This window comes from Marinovum algicola (assembly GCF_900109145.1).
In the GTDB taxonomy this organism is placed as follows: Bacteria; Pseudomonadota; Alphaproteobacteria; order Rhodobacterales; family Rhodobacteraceae; genus Marinovum; species Marinovum algicola.
Map to the genome: position 1 here is coordinate 87065 of NZ_FNYY01000009.1, position 18612 is coordinate 105676.

At 65.5% G+C, this 18612-nt stretch carries 20 protein-coding genes and 1 pseudogene; 18 read left to right on the forward strand and 3 right to left on the reverse strand.

Annotated elements, in window-relative coordinates; translation table 11 throughout:
• Nucleotide 1: 1 nt before the first annotated feature.
• Nucleotides 2-1384: a multicopper oxidase family protein gene (locus BMW90_RS13610; RefSeq protein WP_074837096.1), complete on the forward strand. Its 1383-nt coding sequence runs from the start codon at nucleotides 2-4 to the stop codon at nucleotides 1382-1384.
• Between the two features lie 23 nt (nucleotides 1385-1407).
• Here BMW90_RS13610 and BMW90_RS13615 read toward each other — a convergent pair whose 3' ends face one another.
• On the reverse strand, nucleotides 1408-2031 hold the full coding sequence (locus BMW90_RS13615) for a hypothetical protein (RefSeq protein WP_074837171.1): 624 nt from the start codon (nucleotides 2029-2031) through the stop codon (nucleotides 1408-1410).
• Between the two features lie 127 nt (nucleotides 2032-2158).
• On the opposite strand from BMW90_RS13615, the gene BMW90_RS13620 reads away from it, so the two are divergent.
• The 5 genes and pseudogenes from BMW90_RS13620 (at nucleotide 2159) to BMW90_RS13635 (ending at nucleotide 5587) form a co-directional block, all read left to right on the forward strand.
• Nucleotides 2159-2722, forward strand: coding sequence for a L,D-transpeptidase (locus tag BMW90_RS13620; RefSeq protein ID WP_074837097.1), 564 nt, complete (start codon nucleotides 2159-2161; stop codon nucleotides 2720-2722).
• 89 nt (nucleotides 2723-2811) lie between these two features.
• Nucleotides 2812-3543, forward strand: coding sequence for a DsbA family protein (locus tag BMW90_RS13625; protein WP_048535036.1), 732 nt, complete (start codon nucleotides 2812-2814; stop codon nucleotides 3541-3543).
• Between the two features lie 160 nt (nucleotides 3544-3703).
• Nucleotides 3704-3943 (forward strand): annotated as a pseudogene (locus tag BMW90_RS27280) (multicopper oxidase domain-containing protein); the annotation flags it as partial.
• Between the two features lie 108 nt (nucleotides 3944-4051).
• Nucleotides 4052-4855: a multicopper oxidase family protein gene (locus BMW90_RS27285; RefSeq protein WP_407657392.1), complete on the forward strand. Its 804-nt coding sequence runs from the start codon at nucleotides 4052-4054 to the stop codon at nucleotides 4853-4855.
• A 150-nt stretch (nucleotides 4856-5005) separates the two neighbouring features.
• Complete coding sequence (locus BMW90_RS13635) at nucleotides 5006-5587, forward strand: L,D-transpeptidase (protein ID WP_139211375.1); 582 nt, start codon at nucleotides 5006-5008, stop codon at nucleotides 5585-5587.
• A gap of 11 nt (nucleotides 5588-5598) precedes the next feature.
• Here the strand turns inward: BMW90_RS13635 and BMW90_RS13640 are convergent, their stop codons facing one another.
• Nucleotides 5599-6063, reverse strand: a complete 465-nt coding sequence (locus BMW90_RS13640; protein WP_074837098.1) for a rhodanese-like domain-containing protein — start codon at nucleotides 6061-6063, stop codon at nucleotides 5599-5601.
• Between the two features lie 355 nt (nucleotides 6064-6418).
• Between BMW90_RS13640 and BMW90_RS13645 the strand changes: the two genes are divergently transcribed.
• The 9 genes from BMW90_RS13645 to minE all read left to right on the forward strand — a co-directional run bounded on the left by BMW90_RS13645 (nucleotide 6419) and on the right by minE (nucleotide 14747).
• Entirely contained in the window at nucleotides 6419-7417 is a 999-nt protein-coding gene (locus tag BMW90_RS13645; protein WP_244526506.1) for a type III polyketide synthase, read from the forward strand.
• The gene (locus BMW90_RS13650) at nucleotides 7414-7908 is read left to right on the forward strand and encodes an isoprenylcysteine carboxyl methyltransferase family protein (protein ID WP_074837100.1); all 495 of its coding nucleotides are present in this window, start codon (nucleotides 7414-7416) and stop codon (nucleotides 7906-7908) included. Before BMW90_RS13645 ends, BMW90_RS13650 begins: the two co-directional genes overlap by 4 nt.
• Nucleotides 7909-8072: 164 nt before the next feature.
• Nucleotides 8073-9269, forward strand: coding sequence for a sialidase family protein (locus tag BMW90_RS13655; protein ID WP_074837174.1), 1197 nt, complete (start codon nucleotides 8073-8075; stop codon nucleotides 9267-9269).
• A gap of 6 nt (nucleotides 9270-9275) precedes the next feature.
• The gene (locus BMW90_RS13660) at nucleotides 9276-10391 is read left to right on the forward strand and encodes an NAD(P)/FAD-dependent oxidoreductase (RefSeq protein WP_074837101.1); all 1116 of its coding nucleotides are present in this window, start codon (nucleotides 9276-9278) and stop codon (nucleotides 10389-10391) included.
• Nucleotides 10392-10578: 187 nt separating this feature from the next.
• A complete protein-coding gene (locus tag BMW90_RS13665) occupies nucleotides 10579-11103 on the forward strand; it encodes an NUDIX hydrolase (RefSeq protein WP_244526507.1) in 525 nt (174 codons plus the stop codon).
• 56 nt (nucleotides 11104-11159) lie between these two features.
• Nucleotides 11160-12662 carry an inorganic phosphate transporter gene (locus BMW90_RS13670; RefSeq protein ID WP_048535027.1) on the forward strand — a complete coding sequence of 501 codons (1503 nt, stop codon included), beginning with the start codon at nucleotides 11160-11162 and terminating at the stop codon, nucleotides 12660-12662.
• A 224-nt stretch (nucleotides 12663-12886) separates the two neighbouring features.
• Nucleotides 12887-13633, forward strand: a complete 747-nt coding sequence (gene minC / locus BMW90_RS13675) for a septum site-determining protein MinC (protein ID WP_074837102.1) — start codon at nucleotides 12887-12889, stop codon at nucleotides 13631-13633.
• Nucleotides 13630-14478 (forward strand): septum site-determining protein MinD, encoded by an 849-nt coding sequence (gene minD, locus BMW90_RS13680; RefSeq protein WP_048535023.1) that lies wholly within the window; start codon nucleotides 13630-13632, stop codon nucleotides 14476-14478. Before minC ends, minD begins: the two co-directional genes overlap by 4 nt.
• Complete coding sequence (minE, locus tag BMW90_RS13685) at nucleotides 14475-14747, forward strand: cell division topological specificity factor MinE (protein ID WP_048535021.1); 273 nt, start codon at nucleotides 14475-14477, stop codon at nucleotides 14745-14747. The genes minD and minE overlap by 4 nt, the downstream gene beginning before the upstream one ends.
• Nucleotides 14748-14895: 148 nt before the next feature.
• Here minE and BMW90_RS13690 read toward each other — a convergent pair whose 3' ends face one another.
• Nucleotides 14896-15774 carry a MurR/RpiR family transcriptional regulator gene (locus tag BMW90_RS13690; RefSeq protein WP_048535020.1) on the reverse strand — a complete coding sequence of 293 codons (879 nt, stop codon included), beginning with the start codon at nucleotides 15772-15774 and terminating at the stop codon, nucleotides 14896-14898.
• Between the two features lie 141 nt (nucleotides 15775-15915).
• Between BMW90_RS13690 and BMW90_RS13695 the strand changes: the two genes are divergently transcribed.
• Genes BMW90_RS13695 through BMW90_RS13705 form a run of 3 tightly spaced genes read left to right on the forward strand, consistent with a single transcriptional unit; the run spans nucleotide 15916 to nucleotide 18588 of the window.
• Entirely contained in the window at nucleotides 15916-16677 is a 762-nt protein-coding gene (locus tag BMW90_RS13695) for an N-formylglutamate amidohydrolase (protein WP_074837103.1), read from the forward strand.
• Nucleotides 16670-17266 (forward strand): TRAP transporter small permease subunit, encoded by a 597-nt coding sequence (locus tag BMW90_RS13700; protein ID WP_074837104.1) that lies wholly within the window; start codon nucleotides 16670-16672, stop codon nucleotides 17264-17266. Before BMW90_RS13695 ends, BMW90_RS13700 begins: the two co-directional genes overlap by 8 nt.
• Nucleotides 17266-18588 carry a TRAP transporter large permease gene (locus BMW90_RS13705; protein ID WP_048535013.1) on the forward strand — a complete coding sequence of 441 codons (1323 nt, stop codon included), beginning with the start codon at nucleotides 17266-17268 and terminating at the stop codon, nucleotides 18586-18588. Before BMW90_RS13700 ends, BMW90_RS13705 begins: the two co-directional genes overlap by 1 nt.
• Nucleotides 18589-18612: the final 24 nt, after the last annotated feature.

Here is an 18612-nt window from a genome sequence, read left to right on the forward strand (position 1 = left end):
GTTGAACGTGACACGGCGGAACATTCTGCTGGGAGGTGCGGCCTGTGCCGCCCTTCCGGGCCTGGCCTTTGCCCAGGCCGGGGCCGAGGAATTGTGGGCCGCAGCCTTTGATCACCAGCTGCTGCCCGACCCCTATGGCCCGACCACGCTCTGGGGCTATGGACCGGCCTCGCCCGGCACCGAGATCCGCGTCGCCCAGGGCGCGCGGGTGCGGCGGACCCTTGTCAACGGGCTCGATCAGCCCACCTCGATCCATTGGCACGGCATTCGCATCGACAATGCGATGGACGGTGTCGCCGGGCTGACCCAGGGTGCGGTGGCTCCGGGGGAACGCTTCGATTATGACTTCACGGTGCCGGATGCCGGAACCTTCTGGTATCACGCGCATGACCGCTCTTTCGAACAGGTTGGCCGCGGGCTTTACGGTGCGCTGATCGTCGAGGAGCCCGAACCGCTGGACATCGACCGGGACGAGGTGCTGGTGCTTGATGACTGGCTGATCGATCCCGACAGCGGCCAGCTTGCCGCCAGTTTCGGCAACATGCACGATCTGAGCCACGCCGGTCAGGTCGGAAATCTCGTCACCGCCAATGGTGCGCATGATCTTGCCATGCCGGTCAAGCGGCATGAACGCCTGCGTCTGCGGCTGATCAATGCCGCCAATGCGCGGGTGTTCCAGTTGCAGATGAGCGGGTTGGACAGCTGGATCGTCGCGCTCGACGGCATGCCGCTGCCCACGCCGCGCCCGCTGTCAGAGGCGCTCTTGCTGGCACCGGCACAGCGCGCGGACCTGATCGTCGACGTGACCGCCGAGGCGGGCGAGACGGCGGGTCTGGTCAGTGTCGAACGCGGCGAGGGGTTTGCCCTGGCCTCCTTCCCGGTTACTTCGGAGGCCTCTGCCACCCGACGGGGCGCCGTCGCGCCGCTGCCGCCCAACACGGTGGCCCGGCCCGATCTCGCCGCCGCGACGGTACTTGATTTGCGGATGGAAGGCGGCGCCATGGGCGGCCTGCGCGGGGCGCGGCTGGATGGCGAGATGCAATCGATGAACGCCCTGGTCGCAGAGAACAAGTTCTGGGCCTTCAACGGCGCGATCGGCACCATGGAAGGCCCGCCGCTGGCCGAGCTGTCGCGCGGCGAGACGGTGCGTCTGAAGATCGTCAACGACACCGCCTTTCCGCATGCCATGCACCTGCACGGCATGCATTTCCGCGAGGTCACGAAGGACGGCCAGCTTGGCGATCTGCGCGACACCACGCTGCTCTTGCGGGGCGAGACCCGCGAAGTGGCCTTTGTCGCCGACAATCCGGGCGACTGGCTGTTGCATTGCCACATGCTGTCGCATGCGGTGGCCGGCATGACGACACGGCTGCGCGTCGGCTGACCGGCCTGGCCGTGGCGGGCGCCTCACCCGGATTGCATCTGCACCAATCCGCGGGCAACGAGGGTGAGCGCCAGCGCCAGAAGCCCGCAGCAGATAGCGGCGGCGAGCCAGGCCCGCGCCCTGGGGGCAGATGTCTGCCCCCAGCTGAGGGCCGCGGCATAGATCGGCAGCGCGCCCAACAGAACGGCATAGAGGTAAACCCCGGAAATATTGTCAAAAAGCGCCGACCGCGCCAAGGTCGGCGCCACCACCCGCAGCGCCGTGCCCTTGCTGCCGCCGAAAGAGCCGAACCAATCGGCTGAGGCGACATAGATCACGGCATGCAGCAGGATGAACACGGCCACCCGCATCACCATGTCGGTGAAGATCAACCCAAGGCCGCCGGTCTTGCGCGGCGTCAGGCTGATGTGCCGGGCGTAGAGGACGAAGCCCAGGAAATTGACGATGAAGACCACCGGAAATCCGTTTGTCGCAACCTGCCTGAGAAAACGCGACAGGGCAGGGCCGCCGCTCGAGAGCATGGCGGCGAACCCGGGCTGCAAGGCGACGTAGATCGCCAGAAGCGGCAGCAGGGTGAGAAGGCTCACCAGGGCCACGTTGCGCGCAAAGATCGCGATCGGCAGGCTGAGCGAGAAATACCGGTGCATGGGGCTTCCTAGCACGATAGCGGCGGAGAACAGCCCAAGACGGGCCTTGGTTACAAAATGATACATCACAATCCGGCTGCGGAATGATAAGCCTGTCGTGAAACTCTAAAGCCGAGGCACCAAGTCCATGACCCAAAAGAAATGGTCGCGCCGCCATGTTTTGGCCTGTGCGACTGCCACGCTGGCAATGCCCTCTCTCGCTCTGGCGCAAGCCGAAAGCGCACCGACGCGGCGCAATATCTCGTCTTTCAAATTGCACGACTGGCGGGATCACTTCGATACGCTGGGCAAGGGTATCATCCTCTCCGACACCAACACCAAGGTGCTCCAGCATTGGACCGCTGACGGCGAGATGCGGATCTATCCGACCTCGGTGCCGCTGACCGACGAGCTGACGCGGCGGGGCTATACCTCGGTGGTCGAGAAACGCGAAAACCCGACCTGGCGGCCGACGCCGTCGATGCTCAAGCGGAACCCGGAATGGCCGGCGGTCGTCGAAGGCGGCGATCCGCTCAACCCGCTGGGCACCCGCGCGCTCTATCTGTCCTGGACTTATTACCGCATCCACGGCACCCAGGACACGCGCAAGATCGGCCGGCGGTCTTCGAACGGATGCATCGGCCTTTACAACCGTCAGATCGAAGAGGTCTACGAACGCACGCCGATCGGAACCCAGGTCAAACTGATCTGACAGTTCCGGCACTGAAACGGACCTTCGCGTCCTGAACGGGGTGCTCCGAAGGAGCGCCCCCAATGTCCTGCAAGGAGAGACGATCCGCCATGAAGAAACATATACTCGCGCCTTTGATCGCGCTCACATTGCTCGCCCCCCTGGCCGCCGGTGCCGAGGAGATGGACGAGGACCGGATCAAGGCGCTGGTCTATGAGGCGATCCGCGAAAACCCCGGCATCGTCATGGAGGCGGTGCGGCTTCTGGAAGAACAGCAACAGCGCGACCAGTCGGCGGCGGCGGCCGCGGCCCTGTCGGGCATCCGGGATGAGCTCGAGCAGGATCCGAACGCGCCGGTTCTGGGCAATCCCGACGGCGATGTGACGGTGGTGGAGTTCTTCGATTACAACTGCCCCTATTGCCGCCGCGCGATGCCGCAGGTGGATGCGTTGATCGAACAGGACAAAAACGTCCGGCTGGTCTATCGCGAATGGCCGATCCTCGGCGACGGCAGTGTCTTTGCCGCCCGCGCCGCACTGGCCGCGCGCGAGCAGGGCAAATACGAGGAATTCCACGAGGCGATGATGGGCATGAACGGACGGGCCGAAGAGGCCAGCGTGCTCCGCATCGCCGGCGAGGTCGGCCTTGATATCGAGCAGTTGCGCCGGGACATGCAGGCGCCGGAGGTGAGCGAACATATCGAGACCTCGATGGAGCTGACCCGGGCGCTCGGGTTCACCGGCACCCCGTCTTTCGTGATCGGCGATACGCTGGTCGGCGGGCTGGTAGAGGCCGAGGTGCTGGCCGAGCACGTCCAGACGGCGCGCGACGCGCAGCAGTGACGCCGTGCAGACACTGGGACGTGCGCCCCGGCTGACCCGTCGCAACCTGCTGGCGGGCCTCGGTGCGGCCTGCCTGCCTTGGCCTGCGCTCGCCGCGCGGCAATCGGTCGTGCTTCGCCCCGCCGCGCTCTCGACGCGCATCGCGGGCCGCAGGCTCGACATGCTGGGCTTCAACGGAACGATTCCCGGCCCCGAGATCAGGGTGCGGCAGGGCGATCAGGTTGATATCCGCCTCGAGAACGGGCTCGATGACGGGGCGCTTGTGCATTGGCACGGGCTGCGCGTGCCCAACCGGATGGACGGGGTGAACGTTCTGACCCAGGACGTGGTCATTCCGGGCCGGTCGCACGATTATCACTTTGCCCTGCCGGATGCCGGAACCTATTGGTATCATTCGCATTACCTGTCCTATGATCAGGTAAGCCGCGGCTTGTTCGGCGCCTTCGTCGTCGAAGAGCGCGATCCGCCGGAGGTCGATCACGACATCACGGTTCAGCTCTTCGACATGATGATCGACGAAGAGGGCCGGTATGATGACAGCTTCGACCCGGCGCAATTCGCCACCGCCGGCAAGATCGGCAATGTCGCCACTGCCTTTGTGTCGCGTGACGGCATCCGCCAGGGCGACAGGCTGCGGCTGCGCTGCATCAATCCGTCGATCGACCGGATCTACGAGCTTCGGCTTTCGGGCGTCGCGGGGAACATTGTCGCGCTTGACGGAATGCCGCTGCCGGCGCCGCGACCGCTGGCACCAATCATTCTGGCCCCCGGCCAGCGCTGCGACGTGATCGCCGATGTGACCGGCCCGGTCAGGCTGACCGATACCTATGGCGGCACGTCCGTGACCCTGGGCGAGATCGCCATGGAAGGCAGCCGGACGCCGCGCCGTTCCGCCATCCCGGGCCTGCCCGCGAATGCCATGCCGGCCCCCGGCCCGGTGGATGCCCATGTCGATCTGGTCATGCAGGGTGGCGCCGGAGGCGGAGATCACGACGGTTTCGGCACCTGGGCGTTGAACGACGTCTCGGGCCTGCCGCGCCGGCCGCTGGTGGATGTCCGGCGCGGTGCCACGGTCAGGATGACCCTGCGCAATGCGACGGCGTTTCCGCATGTCATGCACCTGCACGGGCATCACTTTCACGAACTCGATGCCAGGGGCGCATCCGGCGCCTACCGCGATTCGACGCTGGTGGGGGCAGGGGCCGCGCGCGACATTCTCTGCGTGCTCGACAACCCCGGATCATGGATGCTGCATTGCCACATGCTGAGCCATCAGACCGATGGCATGGCAACCTGGGTCCGGGTGCGCTGAGCGGCACCGCGGGCCCGGGGATCGACCCCCCCGAAAGCGCAAAGAACGTGGCCGCACCGCCACACCTGCGGCCTGTCTCTCACGCTCACGGGGAATTTTATTCGTTCCGGCGCCCGGCCGATATTCCCTTGAATAAAAGGAGTTGCCCACGTGACCGTTTCCAACCGACGCATTTTCCTGATATCGAGCCTCGCCGTCCTGGCCGCGCCGCGACTGGCGCTGGCGCACAAGCCCACCTTGGCCGAGAAGTTCCTGCCGCAGCTGGTGAATACCCGGCGCAAGGATTGGCGCGCCGGCAATCTGCATGTCGTGCCCGACGAATTTTTTCTCTACTTCATGCTGAACGACGGTCTGGCCATCCGCTATGGTGTCGGCGTCGGGCGTGACCGGCTTTATACGCCCGGAACCTTTACCGTGGCACGCAAGGCGAAGTGGCCGTTCTGGAGGCCGACGCAGGCGATGATCCGCAGGGAGCCGGAGAAATACGCCAAGTACAGCGATGGCATGAAAGGCGGCCCCGACAATCCGCTGGGCGCCCGCGCGCTCTACCTCTACGACGACAAGGGGCGGGACACCTATCTGCGCATCCACGGCACCAACAAGCCAGGCACCATCGGCACCGCGGTGTCCAATGGGTGCGCCCGTCTGACCAACGAATACATCAAGGAACTGTACGACCGGGTCGAGGTCGGCGTGAAGGTCACGCTACATCCCAAACAGGAAACGGCCTGAGCCCGCGCCGATCAGAGCAGGGCAGGCGGCAAGGCTGCCAGGGCGTCGTCCAGCGGCACCACCGGCAGCCCGGCGGCGATCCAGCCGGCGCCCAGATCCGAGCCGAGCATGCCTTCCGACACATCGATGAAGCCAGTATAGCCCGCCTTGCGAAGGCTGCGCTGGATATAGCCCGAACGCCCGCCGGTCGCGCAGATCAGGGCGATCTGCCGCTCTCCGGCCAGATCGCGGGCCGCAAAGAGCCGGTCGGAAAACCGGTTCTCGTGCATGCTGATCGGCCAGGCCTGCGCGGCCACACCCGTGGCGGCCCATTCCGCCCGCGCGCGTACGTCGATCATGCGGATATCATCGGCATTCAAGGCGTCCCAGGCGCGCTGTGCCGGCCAGACATCCGCCGACTGTGCCTGCGCCGGCAGGGCCTGGGCCAAGGGAAGACAGAGCAACCCGGTCGAAAAAGCACGTCGGTGAAGGTTCATTGTGTGCACCCTTTGTCGAAACCGGATTTGGACGGCGATCTCCGCCCATTCCCCCGGTTGCGTATCCGAGCAGGCGGCGGCAGCCGATCCGGTCCTATCCCGCCGAACGGTACAGGCGGTGGCCCGGTCGTATCAATGGCCGCCGGCCCTGTGCCGGCTCACCTCATCGCAATTGTCTGTGATCCGCATTTTCTTGCCGTGCGTATGCTCTGGGCTAGGTCCACGATCTGGAGAACGCGCCAGCCTCTCTGAAAACGATGGATTTCATTCAATTGAGCAAAGGTCTTTCCTATTGTCGGTCTTTCTGCACGGTCTTGCCACTGCCCTTCCGCCGTATCTTCTCCCGCAGGATTTGGTGCAGGCCAAGGCGCAAGAGATCCTCGGCCACAAGTATCCGCAATTCGAACGGCTTCTGAAAACCTTTGTGACGGCCGGCATCGATCGGCGCTACTCGGTGGTTCCGATCGATTGGTTCGAGGCCGATCACGGCTGGCAGGACCGCAACGACGCCTATATCGACGGCGCATTGGCGTTGTTTGGCGTGAGCACGGAACTGGCGCTGGCGCGTGCCGGATGGGCGGCGGAGGAGGTCGATTGCATCGTGACCGTCTCTTCCACTGGCATCGCGACCCCGACGCTGGAAGCACGTGCCATGGACCGGCTGGGGTTTCGCGCCGATGTGCGCCGGGTGCCGGTCTTTGGCCTCGGCTGTGCGGGCGGTGTTTCGGGGCTGTCTCTGGCGCAGTCGCTGGCCGCGGCACGCCCCGATGACAAGGTGCTGCTGGTCGTGGTCGAAACCTGCACCCTGTCGTTTCGGACCGACCGGCTGCAAAAGGCGGATATCATCGCGACCGTACTCTTCGGAGATGGCGCGGCAGCGGCCTGCCTGTCGGGGCAGAAGGCCGATGGCCGGCAGGTTTCGCTCGGGGCCGGCACACAGACGACCTGGGCCGATACCTTGGGCATCATGGGTTGGGATGTTGACGACACCGGCCTCGGCGTGGTCTTCGGCCAGGAAATCCCCGGCTTTGTCGAGAAAAACCTGGAGGCGGCGATGGAGGGCGCGCTGGACCGATCGGGATTGGAACGCGGCGACATCGCGCGTTTTGTGTGCCACCCCGGCGGGGCCAAGGTCGTCGACGCCTTGGAAGGCGCGCTTCAGCTTGAAAAGGGCACCTTGCAGGCCGAGCGGGACGTGCTGCGGGCAGCGGGCAACATGTCGGCGCCGACCGTGCTCTTCGTTTTGGAGCAGGTGTTGAAGCAAGAGGTGCAGGGACAGATGATGGCTACGGCGCTGGGGCCGGGCTTCACCGCCGCCTTTCTGCCATTTCACGTCGGAGCAGACGCGGCATGACCCCGGGCGCGGCGCTCTTTCTGAGTTTTCTCGTTGTCCAGAGGCTGGCCGAACTGGCGCTGGCCCGGCGCAATACCGCCAGGCTTCTGGCGCAGGGCGCACGCGAGGTCGCGCCGGAGCATTACCCGCTCATCGTCGCGCTGCACACGGGCTGGCTGCTCTGCCTGGTGGCCTTCGGATATGACGCGGCGATCCGCCCCGTCTGGCTTGTCGTCTTCGTCGTGCTGCAAGCGATCCGCCTCTGGATCCTCGTGTCGCTGGGCGGGCGCTGGACGACCCGGATCATCGTCACCGACACGCCGCTTGTGGCGCGCGGCCCCTACCGCTGGATCAACCATCCGAATTACCTGCTGGTGGTCGCCGAGATCGCGGTTGCGCCCCTGGTCTTGGGGCTCGGCTGGGTCGCTCTGGTGTTCTCGGCTCTGAATGCCGCCGTCCTCGCCATTCGAATACGGGCCGAGGACCGCGCGCTCCGGCCGACGATATCGTGATGTGGAACGGGGCGTCGAGGGCCGGAAATCAATTGACCTCTGCCGCGCGGTGCCGCCAACTTGGGCAATCCCGCGCCCGCAACGACGACCCAACTTGATGTGAGGACTGCATGATCATGGCTGAAATGGGCAAAATCGCGTTTAAATTTGGCGGCGCAACCCGCATGTCCGGGCTCGCGCTGGGGGTTTTCTGCGCCGCCTTCACCGCTCAGGCTCAGGAGCAGGTTGGGGCCACGGTCGCCGAAATCCCGGTGCCGGCGGGCCCGGGATCGAGCGAGCCATCGCTTTTTGCGCTTGCGGATGGGCGCGTCGCTGTCAGCTGGACGGAACCTACCGAGGCGGGCCATGCGGTGAAGGTTGCGCTCGGCAATGAGGCCGGGTGGAGTGCGCCGTCCACGGTGGTCGCCGCCGGCGATCTGATCGTCAACTGGTCGGATTTCGCCTCGGTCGCGGTGCTGCCCGACGGCACGATGGCCGCGCATTGGCTGAAAGAGACCGATGTGACGTCCTTTTCTTATGATGTGAACATCGCGTTGTCATCCGACAAGGGTGAAACCTGGAGCGCCCCGGTTGTTCCGCACCGCGATGGCACCCAAAGCCAGCATGGCTTCGTCACGCTCCTGCCGGTCTCGGACAGCCGGTTCGAGGTGTTCTGGCTGGACGGCCGGGAGTATGGCACCGAGGACACCGGCGCGATGCAGCTGCGGTCGGCCTCGCTTGATGCCGACGGAACCCTGTCTCCGGAAAGCCTGCTCGATTCCCGCGCCTGCTCTTGCTGCCAGACATCAGCCGCGGTGGCGGGCGACGGCAGCATTCTGGTGGCATACCGGGACCGCACGGTCGAAGAAGTGCGCGATATCTCGGTGGTGCGCAAGGTGGCGGGGGCCTGGAGCGAACCCCGCCTGGTTCACGCCGACGGCTGGGAGATTTCGGGTTGCCCGGTGAACGGCCCGGCGATCGACGCGGAAGGCAGCGATGCAGTCGTGGCCTGGTTCACCGCGGCGCAGAGCGATCCGGCGGTCAAGGTGGCCTTTTCCCGTGACAGCGGCGCCAGCTTTGATGCGCCATTCCGCATCGACGGCGGCGAGGCGGCCGGCCGGGTGGATACGCTGCTTCTGCAAGACGGATCGGCCGTGGTTTCCTGGGTCGAATGGACCAGGCTGGGCGAGATCCTCCGGCTTTGCCGCGTCACCCCCGAGGACGGATGCCCGGCGCCGCAGGCGGTTGCCCTGAACACCGCCGCCGGGTCGATCAATTTCCCGCGCATGGCCGGGAGCGGCGAGGAGATCTATATCGCCTGGGGCCAGCCGGCTGCCGGCCGCACCCCCGCCGGGATCAGGATGATCGTGGCAAGATACTGAGACCGCATGGAAAGTTTCGATACCGATGTTGTGGTGGTCGGGGCCGGCGTCGTCGGGCTCGCGGTGGCGCGGGCCCTGGCGCTGGCCGGGCGCGAGGTGCTGATCCTCGAAAAGAATCCGGTGATGGGCGAGGAAACCAGCGCCCGCAATTCCGAGGTGATCCATGCCGGCATCTATTACCCGCCGGGCACGCTCAAGGCGCGGCACTGTCGGCGCGGCCGCGACCTGCTTTATCGCTATTGCGAGGCGCGCGGTGTCGGCCACCGTCGTTGTGGCAAGCTGATTGTTGCCGGCGACACCGACGAGGCGGCCCGCCTGCCACAGATCGCGGCCCATGCCCAAGGCAACGGCGTCACCGACCTGCGGCTGATCGGAGCGGCAGAGCTGCAAGCGCTCGAGCCAGCGCTCCGGGCGTCTGCGGCGTTGTTTTCGCCCTCGACCGGCATCGTCGACAGCCACGCGCTGATGTTGGCACTGCTGGGCGAGGCAGAGGCACATGGGGCGCAGCTTGTCACCCGGGCACCGGTCTTGGGCGGGCAGCTGTGCGGCGACGGCTCGGTCGAGCTTGCGGTGGGCGGCGACGAGCCGATGCTGCTGCGCTGTCGGTCGCTGGTGAATTGCGCCGGGCTCTGGGCCCCGGCGCTCAGCGCGCGGATCGACGGCCTGCCGCCGCCGCCCGGTCTGGCGCTGGTCAAGGGCAATTACTTTGCGCTCAGCCGGCCGGCGCCGTTTTCGCGGCTGATCTACCCGGTGCCGCGCGACGGCGGGCTGGGTGTTCACTTCACGCTCGATCTGGCCGGGCGCGGCAAGTTCGGCCCCGATACCGAATGGTTAGACGACACCGATCCGGCGCGCATCGACTACACCGTGAACCCGGAGCGGCGAGCGGGTTTTGCCGAGGCGATCGCGCGCTATTGGCCAGCGATCGAGGCGCGGGATCTCAGCCCCGATTACGCCGGATTGCGGCCCAAGATCGCGGGGGCCGCCTATGGCGATTTCGTGATGCTCGGGCCGGGTCAACTCGCCGGCCCGCATGCGCTTCTTTACGGGATCGAATCGCCCGGTCTGACCAGCGCCCTTTCGATTGCCGAAGAGGTAGCGGACTGGCTGGCCGAGGGCTGATCGCCGGCGCGCGTTGCGCCGAAACACCTCGGCCGCAATCTCTGATTGCGCGAGGTCCGGCGCGGCCCGGGCCCGAGGGCCGCACCTCTAAACGCCTTGCCGGGGCCGGCGGATTTGCCAGCGTGGCGGCCATCGCCTATATTGCTTGGTTCAAAGGCCCAAGAAAAAAGGGGCGGAGCAGCGAGACGTGACACCAGACAAGAGCATTTCCAACGGCTTGATCACCAGGCTTTGGGCGCTGATCAAGAAATTCTACGCCGACGTTGCCCTCCCTATGGTGCAGCGGCCCAGGCAGTTGCAAACTGCTGCGCTGTGCTATCGCGCGACGGATGAGGGTCGGCAGGTCCTGCTGATCACCAGCCTCGATTCCGGCCGATGGATCATCCCCAAAGGCTGGCTGATGCGCGACAAGAACGCCAGCGAGGCCGCGGTGGTGGAGGCCTGGGAAGAAGCCGGGGTGCGCCCGGGCCGGATCTCGCGGCAGCCGGTCGGCTCTTATGTCTATGACAAGATCAAGTCGAGCGGGCTGCCCGTCACCGTCGAGACCCTGGTCTTTGCCGTCGAGGTCCGCGCCCTCGAGGACAGCTTTCCCGAAGCCGGGCAGCGCGAGCGCCGCTGGCTCGATCCGGCAGAGGCCGCCGAACGGGTCAGAGAACCGGGCCTGCGACAAATCCTGCTCGAATTTGAGGCCGATACCCGCCGCGCTAGGTGATCTGTTGCCCATGGCGATCACTTGATGTAGCTGCGCCGGAATCATCGGGAGGACACATGTCGGACAACAGCACTTCGGACAACAGCAATCTTGATCCGAGCCATCTGGAGACGCTGGACCGCGACCTCGGCCGGCTGTCGACGCTTGAACAGGCCACCGCCTATGTAAGCCGTCCCATGATGGGCACCGGGCTTGCGCTGATCTTCGTGGTCTTTGCGGCGCTGATCGCGGCGCTGATCTTTGGGCAGGCGGACAACACCTTTATCGTCGTGATCGCGGCGGCGTTCGGGGCCTACATGGCGCTCAATATCGGCGCCAATGACGTGGCCAACAACATGGGGCCGGCGGTCGGGGCCAATGCCATGTCGATGGGGCTTGCCATCGTCATCGCGGCGATCTTCGAAAGCGCCGGGGCGCTCCTGGCGGGGGGCGACGTGGTATCGACCATCGCCAAGGGCATCATCGCGCCCGAAAGCATGGCGACCTCGGGGGCCTTCATCTCGGCGATGATGGCGGCGCTTCTGGCTTCGGCGCTCTGGGTCAACCTGGCGACATGGATCGGCGCGCCGGTCTCGACGACGCATTCGGTGGTCGGCGGCGTCATGGGCGCGGGGATCGCGGCGGCGGGCTTTGGCGCGGTCAGCTGGGGCCAGATGAGCGCCATCGCGGCCAGCTGGGTGATCTCTCCGTTGCTGGGCGGCCTGATCGCGGCCGGGTTCCTGTGGTTCATCAAGGCCAACATCATCTACCGCGACGACAAAATCGCGGCGGCGCGAAAATGGGTGCCGGTGCTTGTCGGCATCATGGCCGGCGCCTTTGCCTCTTACCTGGCGGTCAAGGGGCTCAAGAAAATCGTCAAGATCGAGCTGGGCAGCGCGCTGCTGATCGGCCTGGGCGTTGCCATCGCCGCCTGGATGATCATGATCCCGGTGATCCGGCGGCAATCGGCCAATCTCGAGAACCGCAACAAATCGCTCAAGGTGCTGTTCGGCATTCCGCTGATCGTCTCGGCGGCGCTGTTGAGCTTTGCGCATGGCGCCAACGACGTGGCCAATGCGGTCGGCCCGCTGGCGGCCATCGTGCAGGCCTCGTCGACCGGCGATTTCACCCAGGCGGTGGAAATCCCGCTCTGGGTCATGGTCATCGGCGCGCTGGGGATTTCCTTTGGGCTGTTCCTCTTCGGGCCCAAGCTGATCCGCATGGTCGGCAACCAGATCACCAAGCTCAACCCGATGCGGGCCTATTGCGTGGCGCTTTCGGCGGCGATCACGGTGATCGTGGCAAGCTGGCTGGGGCTGCCGGTCAGCTCGACCCATATCGCGGTGGGCGGCGTATTTGGCGTCGGGTTCTTCCGCGAATGGGACACCGAGCGGCGAATGCGCAAGGCCAAGAAGGCGGTATCCGGCCTGCCCGATCTGGCGCCGGAAGAACGCCGCCGCCGCAAGCTGGTGCGGCGGTCGCATTTCATGACGATCGTGGCCGCCTGGATCATCACCGTGCCGGCGGCGGCGCTGCTTTCGGCGGGCATCTTCGTCGTCATCAAGGGCATCAGCCTCTGACCACATGGCCGGGGCCCGGTGTCGGGCCTCGGCCAGCCCAGGGCGCAGGCGACCGGGACAAGGCGGTTTCCCCGCGCAGGCGGGGTTTGGCCGAGCGGCGGGCGGAATTCTGCTGATTGCCGGCAAAAGCTGTCTTTCTGCCCGGATCCGGGGCAGGTACACTGCGGCCCAAGAACAAAGGCGCGACACGAGTCGCGCGACAATTGAGCAGGAGCAGTCCCACCGTGTCAGCAGGATACGCGCAGGATCGGCGTGCCCAGGCGCCGGTCACCGTCAGGCCATTCCAGGTTCGGGGCCATTTTCTCACCGCGCTGGCGCTGCGGATGGAGACCGATGTCACCGATCAGGGCTTTTTCGACGCGCTGGACGAACATCTGCAAACCACGCCGCAGTTCTTTGCCGATGCGCCGGTGGTGCTCGACCTCGACCGGGCCCGCGGGCTGAGCGAGGCCGCCCGCCTGAGCGATCTGGTGGAGGCCCTGCGACAGCGGGATCTCAAGGTGTTCGGGGTGCAGAATGCCGGCAGGATCGCACCCGAGCTGTTGCAACGGCTGGCGCTGATCGCGGTCAGCAACGGCCGCGACGCGCCGGCGCCGACGGAACAGTCAGGCCGCGGACGGCGCAAGGACCGGCTGTTGCCACCTGACAACAAGGTCATCACCGGGTCGGTCCGCTCCGGGCAGATGGTGATCACCGAGCGCGGCGACCTGACGATCATCGGATCGGTCGGTTCGGGGGCCGAGGTCATCGCCGGTGGCAATATCCACATCTACGGCACCTTGCGCGGACGGGCCCTGGCGGGTGTCCAGGGCGATACGGGGGCGCGCATCTTCTGCCAACGCCTCGACGCCGAGCTGGTGGCCATCGCGGGTCTCTACCAGACCAGCGAAACCCTGGGGCCGGCGCCCGGCGAAGGTGGCGTTCAGATTTTCCTCAAAGACGACAGATTGCAGAAGGAGGCGCTCGGATGACGACGCAACTCACGGAAGAGCCGCCCAAGGGAAAGGTGATCGTGATCACCTCGGGCAAGGGGGGCGTGGGCAAGACCACCTCGGCTGCGGCGATCTCGGCCGGGCTGGCCAAGCGCGGTCACAAGACGGTGGTGATCGATTTCGACGTCGGCCTGCGCAACCTGGACATGACGATGGGCTGCGAGCGGCGGGTGGTGTTCGATTTCATCAACGTCATCCAGGGCGACGCGCGGCTGAAACAGGCGCTGATCCGCGACAAGCGGATCGATACCCTGTCGATCCTGCCGACCTCGCAGACCCGCGACAAGGACGCGCTGACCAAGGAAGGCGTGGAAAAGGTTCTCGACGAGCTCAAGACCGAGTTCGATTACATCATCTGCGACAGCCCTGCGGGCATCGAACGCGGCGCGCAGATGGCGATGTATTTCGCCGACGAGGCGGTGGTGGTGACCAACCCCGAGGTCTCTTCGGTGCGCGACAGCGACCGCGTGCTGGGCCTGCTCAGCAGCCAGACCCGGCGCGCCGAGACCGAAGGCGCCGATCCGATCAAGGCGCAGGTTCTGCTGACCCGTCATGACAGCGCCCGCATCGACACCGGCGAGATGATGACGGTGGAGGATGTGCTCGAAATCCTCGCCGTGCCGCTGCTCGGGATCGTGCCGGAAAGCAAGGCGGTGCTGCGGGCCTCGAACGTCGGCACGCCGGTGATCCTTGACGGTCCGTCCAACGCCGCCGCCGCCTATGAGGATGCGGTGGCGCGGCTGATCGGCGAAGAGGTCGAGATGCGGGTTCTGGCCGAGCGCCGGCCCAACCTGTTCCATCGCTTGCTGGGGCGCACGGCATGAGCTTTTTCGGATTTTCCCTGAAATCCCGCCGTCCCTCCTCGGCGCAGACCGCCAAGGACCGCTTGCAGGTGCTGCTGGCGCATGAACGCCGGGGCGGCTCGCCTTCGCCGGATTACCTGCCGCAGCTCCAGAGCGATATCATCGCGGTGATCCGGAAATATGTCACGGTCGAGGATGATGGCGTCGATATCCGGATGGAAAACGGGCAGGAGGTCTCGAGCCTCGAGATCAATATCGAGCTGCCGTCGCGGACCACCGCGGCCGGCTGACGTTCGCCCGCCGTCCCGGCGGGCGATCCCTGACCCCGGGCCTGGCAATATCCGAATCGCTCATCGTTGGGTCCAGAAGCGAATGTTTGCCAGACCGGCCGGATGACAGAATTCCGGCCGTCCTTCGGGGCGGGCGAGGGCCGGCGGGTTACTGGCTGCCCGGCTTGCGAAACAGGCGGGTCTGTTCGAACAACCCGTCAAGCCGTTCGTACCGCGCCTTGGTTTGCGGCCAGGCCTCTTCCTGTGCGGCGGCGATCAGCGCCTCGAGCAGCATCAGGGTCGAGACGTTGCTGTCCCAGGCCGACGGGATCTCGACCCAGCAGGTGAAGCTGTGCGAGGCGATCTCGGCCACCGGACTGGCCCATTGATCGGTGATCAGCACCACGTCGACCCCGCGTTCGCGCGCCAGTTCCGCCAGCCGCAGCAGGTTCGATTCATAGCGCCGGATGTCGAACATCAGGAGGGTGTCGCCGCGCGCCATGTCGAGCAGGTAGTGCGGCCAGGTGGCGGAGGATGAGGTGAGATGAATCACCCGGGGCCGCACCGCCTGAAGATGGGTAAAGGCGTAATCGGCCAGCGCATGGGTGATCCGGCCGCCGACGATGAACAAGGTCTGATCGGTATTGGCCAACAGCTGTGCGGCGGCATCGAAGGCCTCGGAGGGCACATTGCTGAAGGTGGTCTGGATGTTCTGGGTCACCGCCTTGGCGAAGCGGTTGAGCAGATGCGACTCCGGCGCCTCGGTGGCCCAGTTGGCACGGCGCTCGGTCGGGCCCGAGACCTTGGCCTGCAATTCCTTGAGCAACGCCTGGTGAAACTGTGGAAAGCCCTTGAACCCCAGCTTCTGGACCATCCGCGCGATGGTCGGTGTCGAGACCCCGGTCTGTGCCGCGACGATGGTGATCGAGGCCAGCCCGGCGGCCGGGTAATTCTCGAGCAGCGCATTGGCGAACTTGCGTTCGGATTGCGTGAGGTCGGTGTAATGCTCGCGGATCAATTCCCGGACGGTGGCGGTGGGCTGGCTCACGGGGGGCCCTTTCCTTGCATCGCTTTGCGCAGGTCTTTGGCAGATGCCTGTCAATCAAACAATCTGCTGCGCGTGTTGTGAAGAAATATTGACACAACCCGCTGCCATGTGGAAAGTTTTTTTCAGAACAGGGGGAATTCAATGTCGGAGCGCCAGCAGGACGGCTGTGAAGCGACGGTTTGCGTGACAAATGCCGCAGGCGCCGGGGCTGTGCTGCTGCTCTGCGAGCATGCCTCGGCGCATATCCCGTCGCGGTACGGCGATCTCGGGCTGCGGCCCGAGTGGCGCGACAGCCATGCGGCCTGGGATCCGGGGGCGCTGGCGCTGTCGCAGCTCTTGTCCGAGGCGCTGGATGCACCGCTGGTGTCTGGCCGCGTGTCGCGGCTGGTCTACGACATCAACCGCCCGCCCGAGGCCGCGGCCGCCATGCCGGCGCGTTCGGAGCTGGTGGAAATTCCCGGTAACGCCGATCTGACCCCGGCGCAACGCGCCGAGCGCATTGCAACGGTCTATCGGCCCTTCTGCGAGGCGGTGTCCGGGCTGCTGGATGCCGAGGCCCGCGCCATCGTGACGGTGCACAGTTTCACCCCGGTCTATTTCGGCGCCGCCCGCCCGACCGAGATCGGCATCCTGCATGACAGCGATGCGCGGCTGGCCGAGGCGATGCTGGCCCATGCCCCCGCCACGCGACGGGTCGACCGCAACATGCCCTACGGCCCCGAGGATGGCGTCACCCATTCGCTGCAATTGCACGGCATCGCGCGCGGTCTGCCCAATGTGATGCTCGAGGTGCGCAACGATCTTCTGACCACACCCGGAGATATCTCAGGCATCGCCCAAGAGCTGCTGGCGATGTTGCGCCCGGCGCTGGCCGCCGTACCGGTGGAGGCCGCCGATGCCTAGGGTGATCACCGCTTTCGTGCACGGCGTCGATGCGATGAACCGCTTCATCGGGCGGATCGCGATGTATCTGATCTTTGTGCTGATCGGCGTGCTGCTCTGGTCGTCGGTCTCCAAGGTCGCCTTCCTGCCGTCGCTCTGGACGCTGGAGACGGCGCAATTTGTCATGGTCGGCTATTACATCCTGGGCGGGCCCTATTCGATCCAGCTCGGATCGAACGTGCGGATGGACCTGTTCTATGGCGGCTGGTCGGTCAAGACCAAGGCCTGGGTCGATGCCTTTACCGTGCTGTTCCTGATGTTCTACCTCGGGGTCCTGCTTTACGGCGCACTCGGTTCTCTGGCCTATGCCATGGGCTATTTCGGCATGGCGCCGCTGGAGTATTTCTCCGAGTTCCTTGGCGCACTCTTTACCGGCGGCTTTGCCCAGGCAGGCGAGACGCTGGGCTACCTCGAACGTTCCTCGACCGCCTGGCGACCGTTCCTCTGGCCGGTCAAGCTTTTGCTGGCCGTCGGTATCTTTCTGATGCTGCTGCAAACCCTTGCCGAGTTTTTCCGCGATATTGGCCGCATTCGCGGGGTGGAGATCTGATGTCTCATGAAATGATCGCCATCCTGATGTTTTCCGGCATGATGCTGATGCTGCTGACCGGTCAGCGGGTGTTCGGCGCCATCGGCTTTGTCGGTGCGGCGGCGGGGCTCCTGCTCTGGGGGACCGGCGGCGTCGACGTGCCCTTTGCCGCGGCCATGAAGCTGATGAAATGGTATCCGCTGCTGACCCTGCCGATGTTCATCTTCATGGGCTACGTCCTGTCGGAATCCAAGATCGCCGACGATCTCTACAAGATGTTCCACGTCTGGATGGGGCCGGTGCGGGGCGGGCTGGCGATCGGCACCATCGGGCTGATGGTGCTGATCTCGGCGATGAACGGGCTGTCAGTGGCGGGCATGGCCATCGGCGCCACCATCGCCCTGCCGGAGCTGCTCCGCCGGGGGTACGACAAGATCATGGTGACCGGGGTGATCCAGGCCGGATCGTCGCTGGGCATCCTGGTGCCGCCCTCGGTGGTGCTGGTGCTCTATGCGATGATCGCGCGTCAACCGGTGGGGCAGCTCTGGCTGGCGGGTGTGATGCCCGGACTGCTGATGGCTGCGCTCTTCATCGTCTACATCTACATCCGCTGCCGGGTGCAGCCCGAGCTCGGCCCGCCGCTGGCAGAGGACGAACGCGATGTGAGCCGGGCCGAGAAGCTGCGCCTGCTGCGCGCCGGCATCCTGCCGCTGGTGATCTTTGCGGTGATGATGGTGCCTTTTGTCAGGGGCTGGACCTCGCTGGTGGAAAGTTCGGCCATCGGCGCGCTGGCGGCCTTTGTCGCGGCGGTGCTCAAGCGGCGGATGACCCGCGAGGTCTTCGAGACTTCGGTGCGCCAGACGCTGGCGATTTCCTGCATGTTCATGTGGATCATCCTGGCCGCCCTGGGCTTTGGCGCGATCTTCGACGGGCTGGGCGCGGTGCGCGCCATCGAGACGCTGTTTACCGAACGCCTCGGCCTCTCGCCCTGGATGATCCTGATCCTGATGCAGCTGTCGTTCATCGTCATGGGCACCTTCCTCGACGACACCGCCATGCTGGTGATCGTCGCGCCGCTTTACGTGCCTCTGGTGGGGGCGCTGGGCTTTGATCTGATCTGGTACGGCGTGCTGTACACGATCACCACCCAGATCGCCTATATGACGCCGCCCTTTGGCTATAACCTCTTTCTCATGCGCGCCATGGCGCCGCCCGAGATCGGCCTGACCGACATCTACCGCTCGATCATCCCTTTTGCTCTGGTGATGGTGCTGGCGTTGTCGCTGGTGATGATCTTTCCGCAGATCGCGCTCTGGCTGCCGGGCCTCGTATACGGACAATAACCCCAGAAGCCCCGGACAGGGGAC

Bases quoted from the DNA above. Each gene is read 5' to 3' on its own strand.
- BMW90_RS13695 (WP_074837103.1), top strand. From the start codon at position 15,916: ATGTCGGAGCGCCAGCAGGACGGCTGTGAAGCGACGGTTTGCGTGACA.
- BMW90_RS13705 (WP_048535013.1), top strand. From the start codon at position 17,266: ATGTCTCATGAAATGATCGCCATCCTGATGTTTTCCGGCATGATGCTG.
- BMW90_RS13625 (WP_048535036.1), top strand. From the start codon at position 2,812: ATGAAGAAACATATACTCGCGCCTTTGATCGCGCTCACATTGCTCGCC.
- minE (WP_048535021.1), top strand. From the start codon at position 14,475: ATGAGCTTTTTCGGATTTTCCCTGAAATCCCGCCGTCCCTCCTCGGCG.
- BMW90_RS13670 (WP_048535027.1), top strand. From the start codon at position 11,160: ATGTCGGACAACAGCACTTCGGACAACAGCAATCTTGATCCGAGCCAT.
- BMW90_RS13615 (WP_074837171.1), bottom strand. From the start codon at position 2,031: ATGCACCGGTATTTCTCGCTCAGCCTGCCGATCGCGATCTTTGCGCGC.
- minD (WP_048535023.1), top strand. From the start codon at position 13,630: ATGACGACGCAACTCACGGAAGAGCCGCCCAAGGGAAAGGTGATCGTG.
- BMW90_RS13620 (WP_074837097.1), top strand. From the start codon at position 2,159: ATGACCCAAAAGAAATGGTCGCGCCGCCATGTTTTGGCCTGTGCGACT.
- BMW90_RS27285 (WP_407657392.1), top strand. From the start codon at position 4,052: ATGATCGACGAAGAGGGCCGGTATGATGACAGCTTCGACCCGGCGCAA.
- BMW90_RS13655 (WP_074837174.1), top strand. From the start codon at position 8,073: ATGTCCGGGCTCGCGCTGGGGGTTTTCTGCGCCGCCTTCACCGCTCAG.
- BMW90_RS13640 (WP_074837098.1), bottom strand. From the start codon at position 6,063: ATGAACCTTCACCGACGTGCTTTTTCGACCGGGTTGCTCTGTCTTCCC.
- BMW90_RS13650 (WP_074837100.1), top strand. From the start codon at position 7,414: ATGACCCCGGGCGCGGCGCTCTTTCTGAGTTTTCTCGTTGTCCAGAGG.
- BMW90_RS13660 (WP_074837101.1), top strand. From the start codon at position 9,276: ATGGAAAGTTTCGATACCGATGTTGTGGTGGTCGGGGCCGGCGTCGTC.
- BMW90_RS13700 (WP_074837104.1), top strand. From the start codon at position 16,670: ATGCCTAGGGTGATCACCGCTTTCGTGCACGGCGTCGATGCGATGAAC.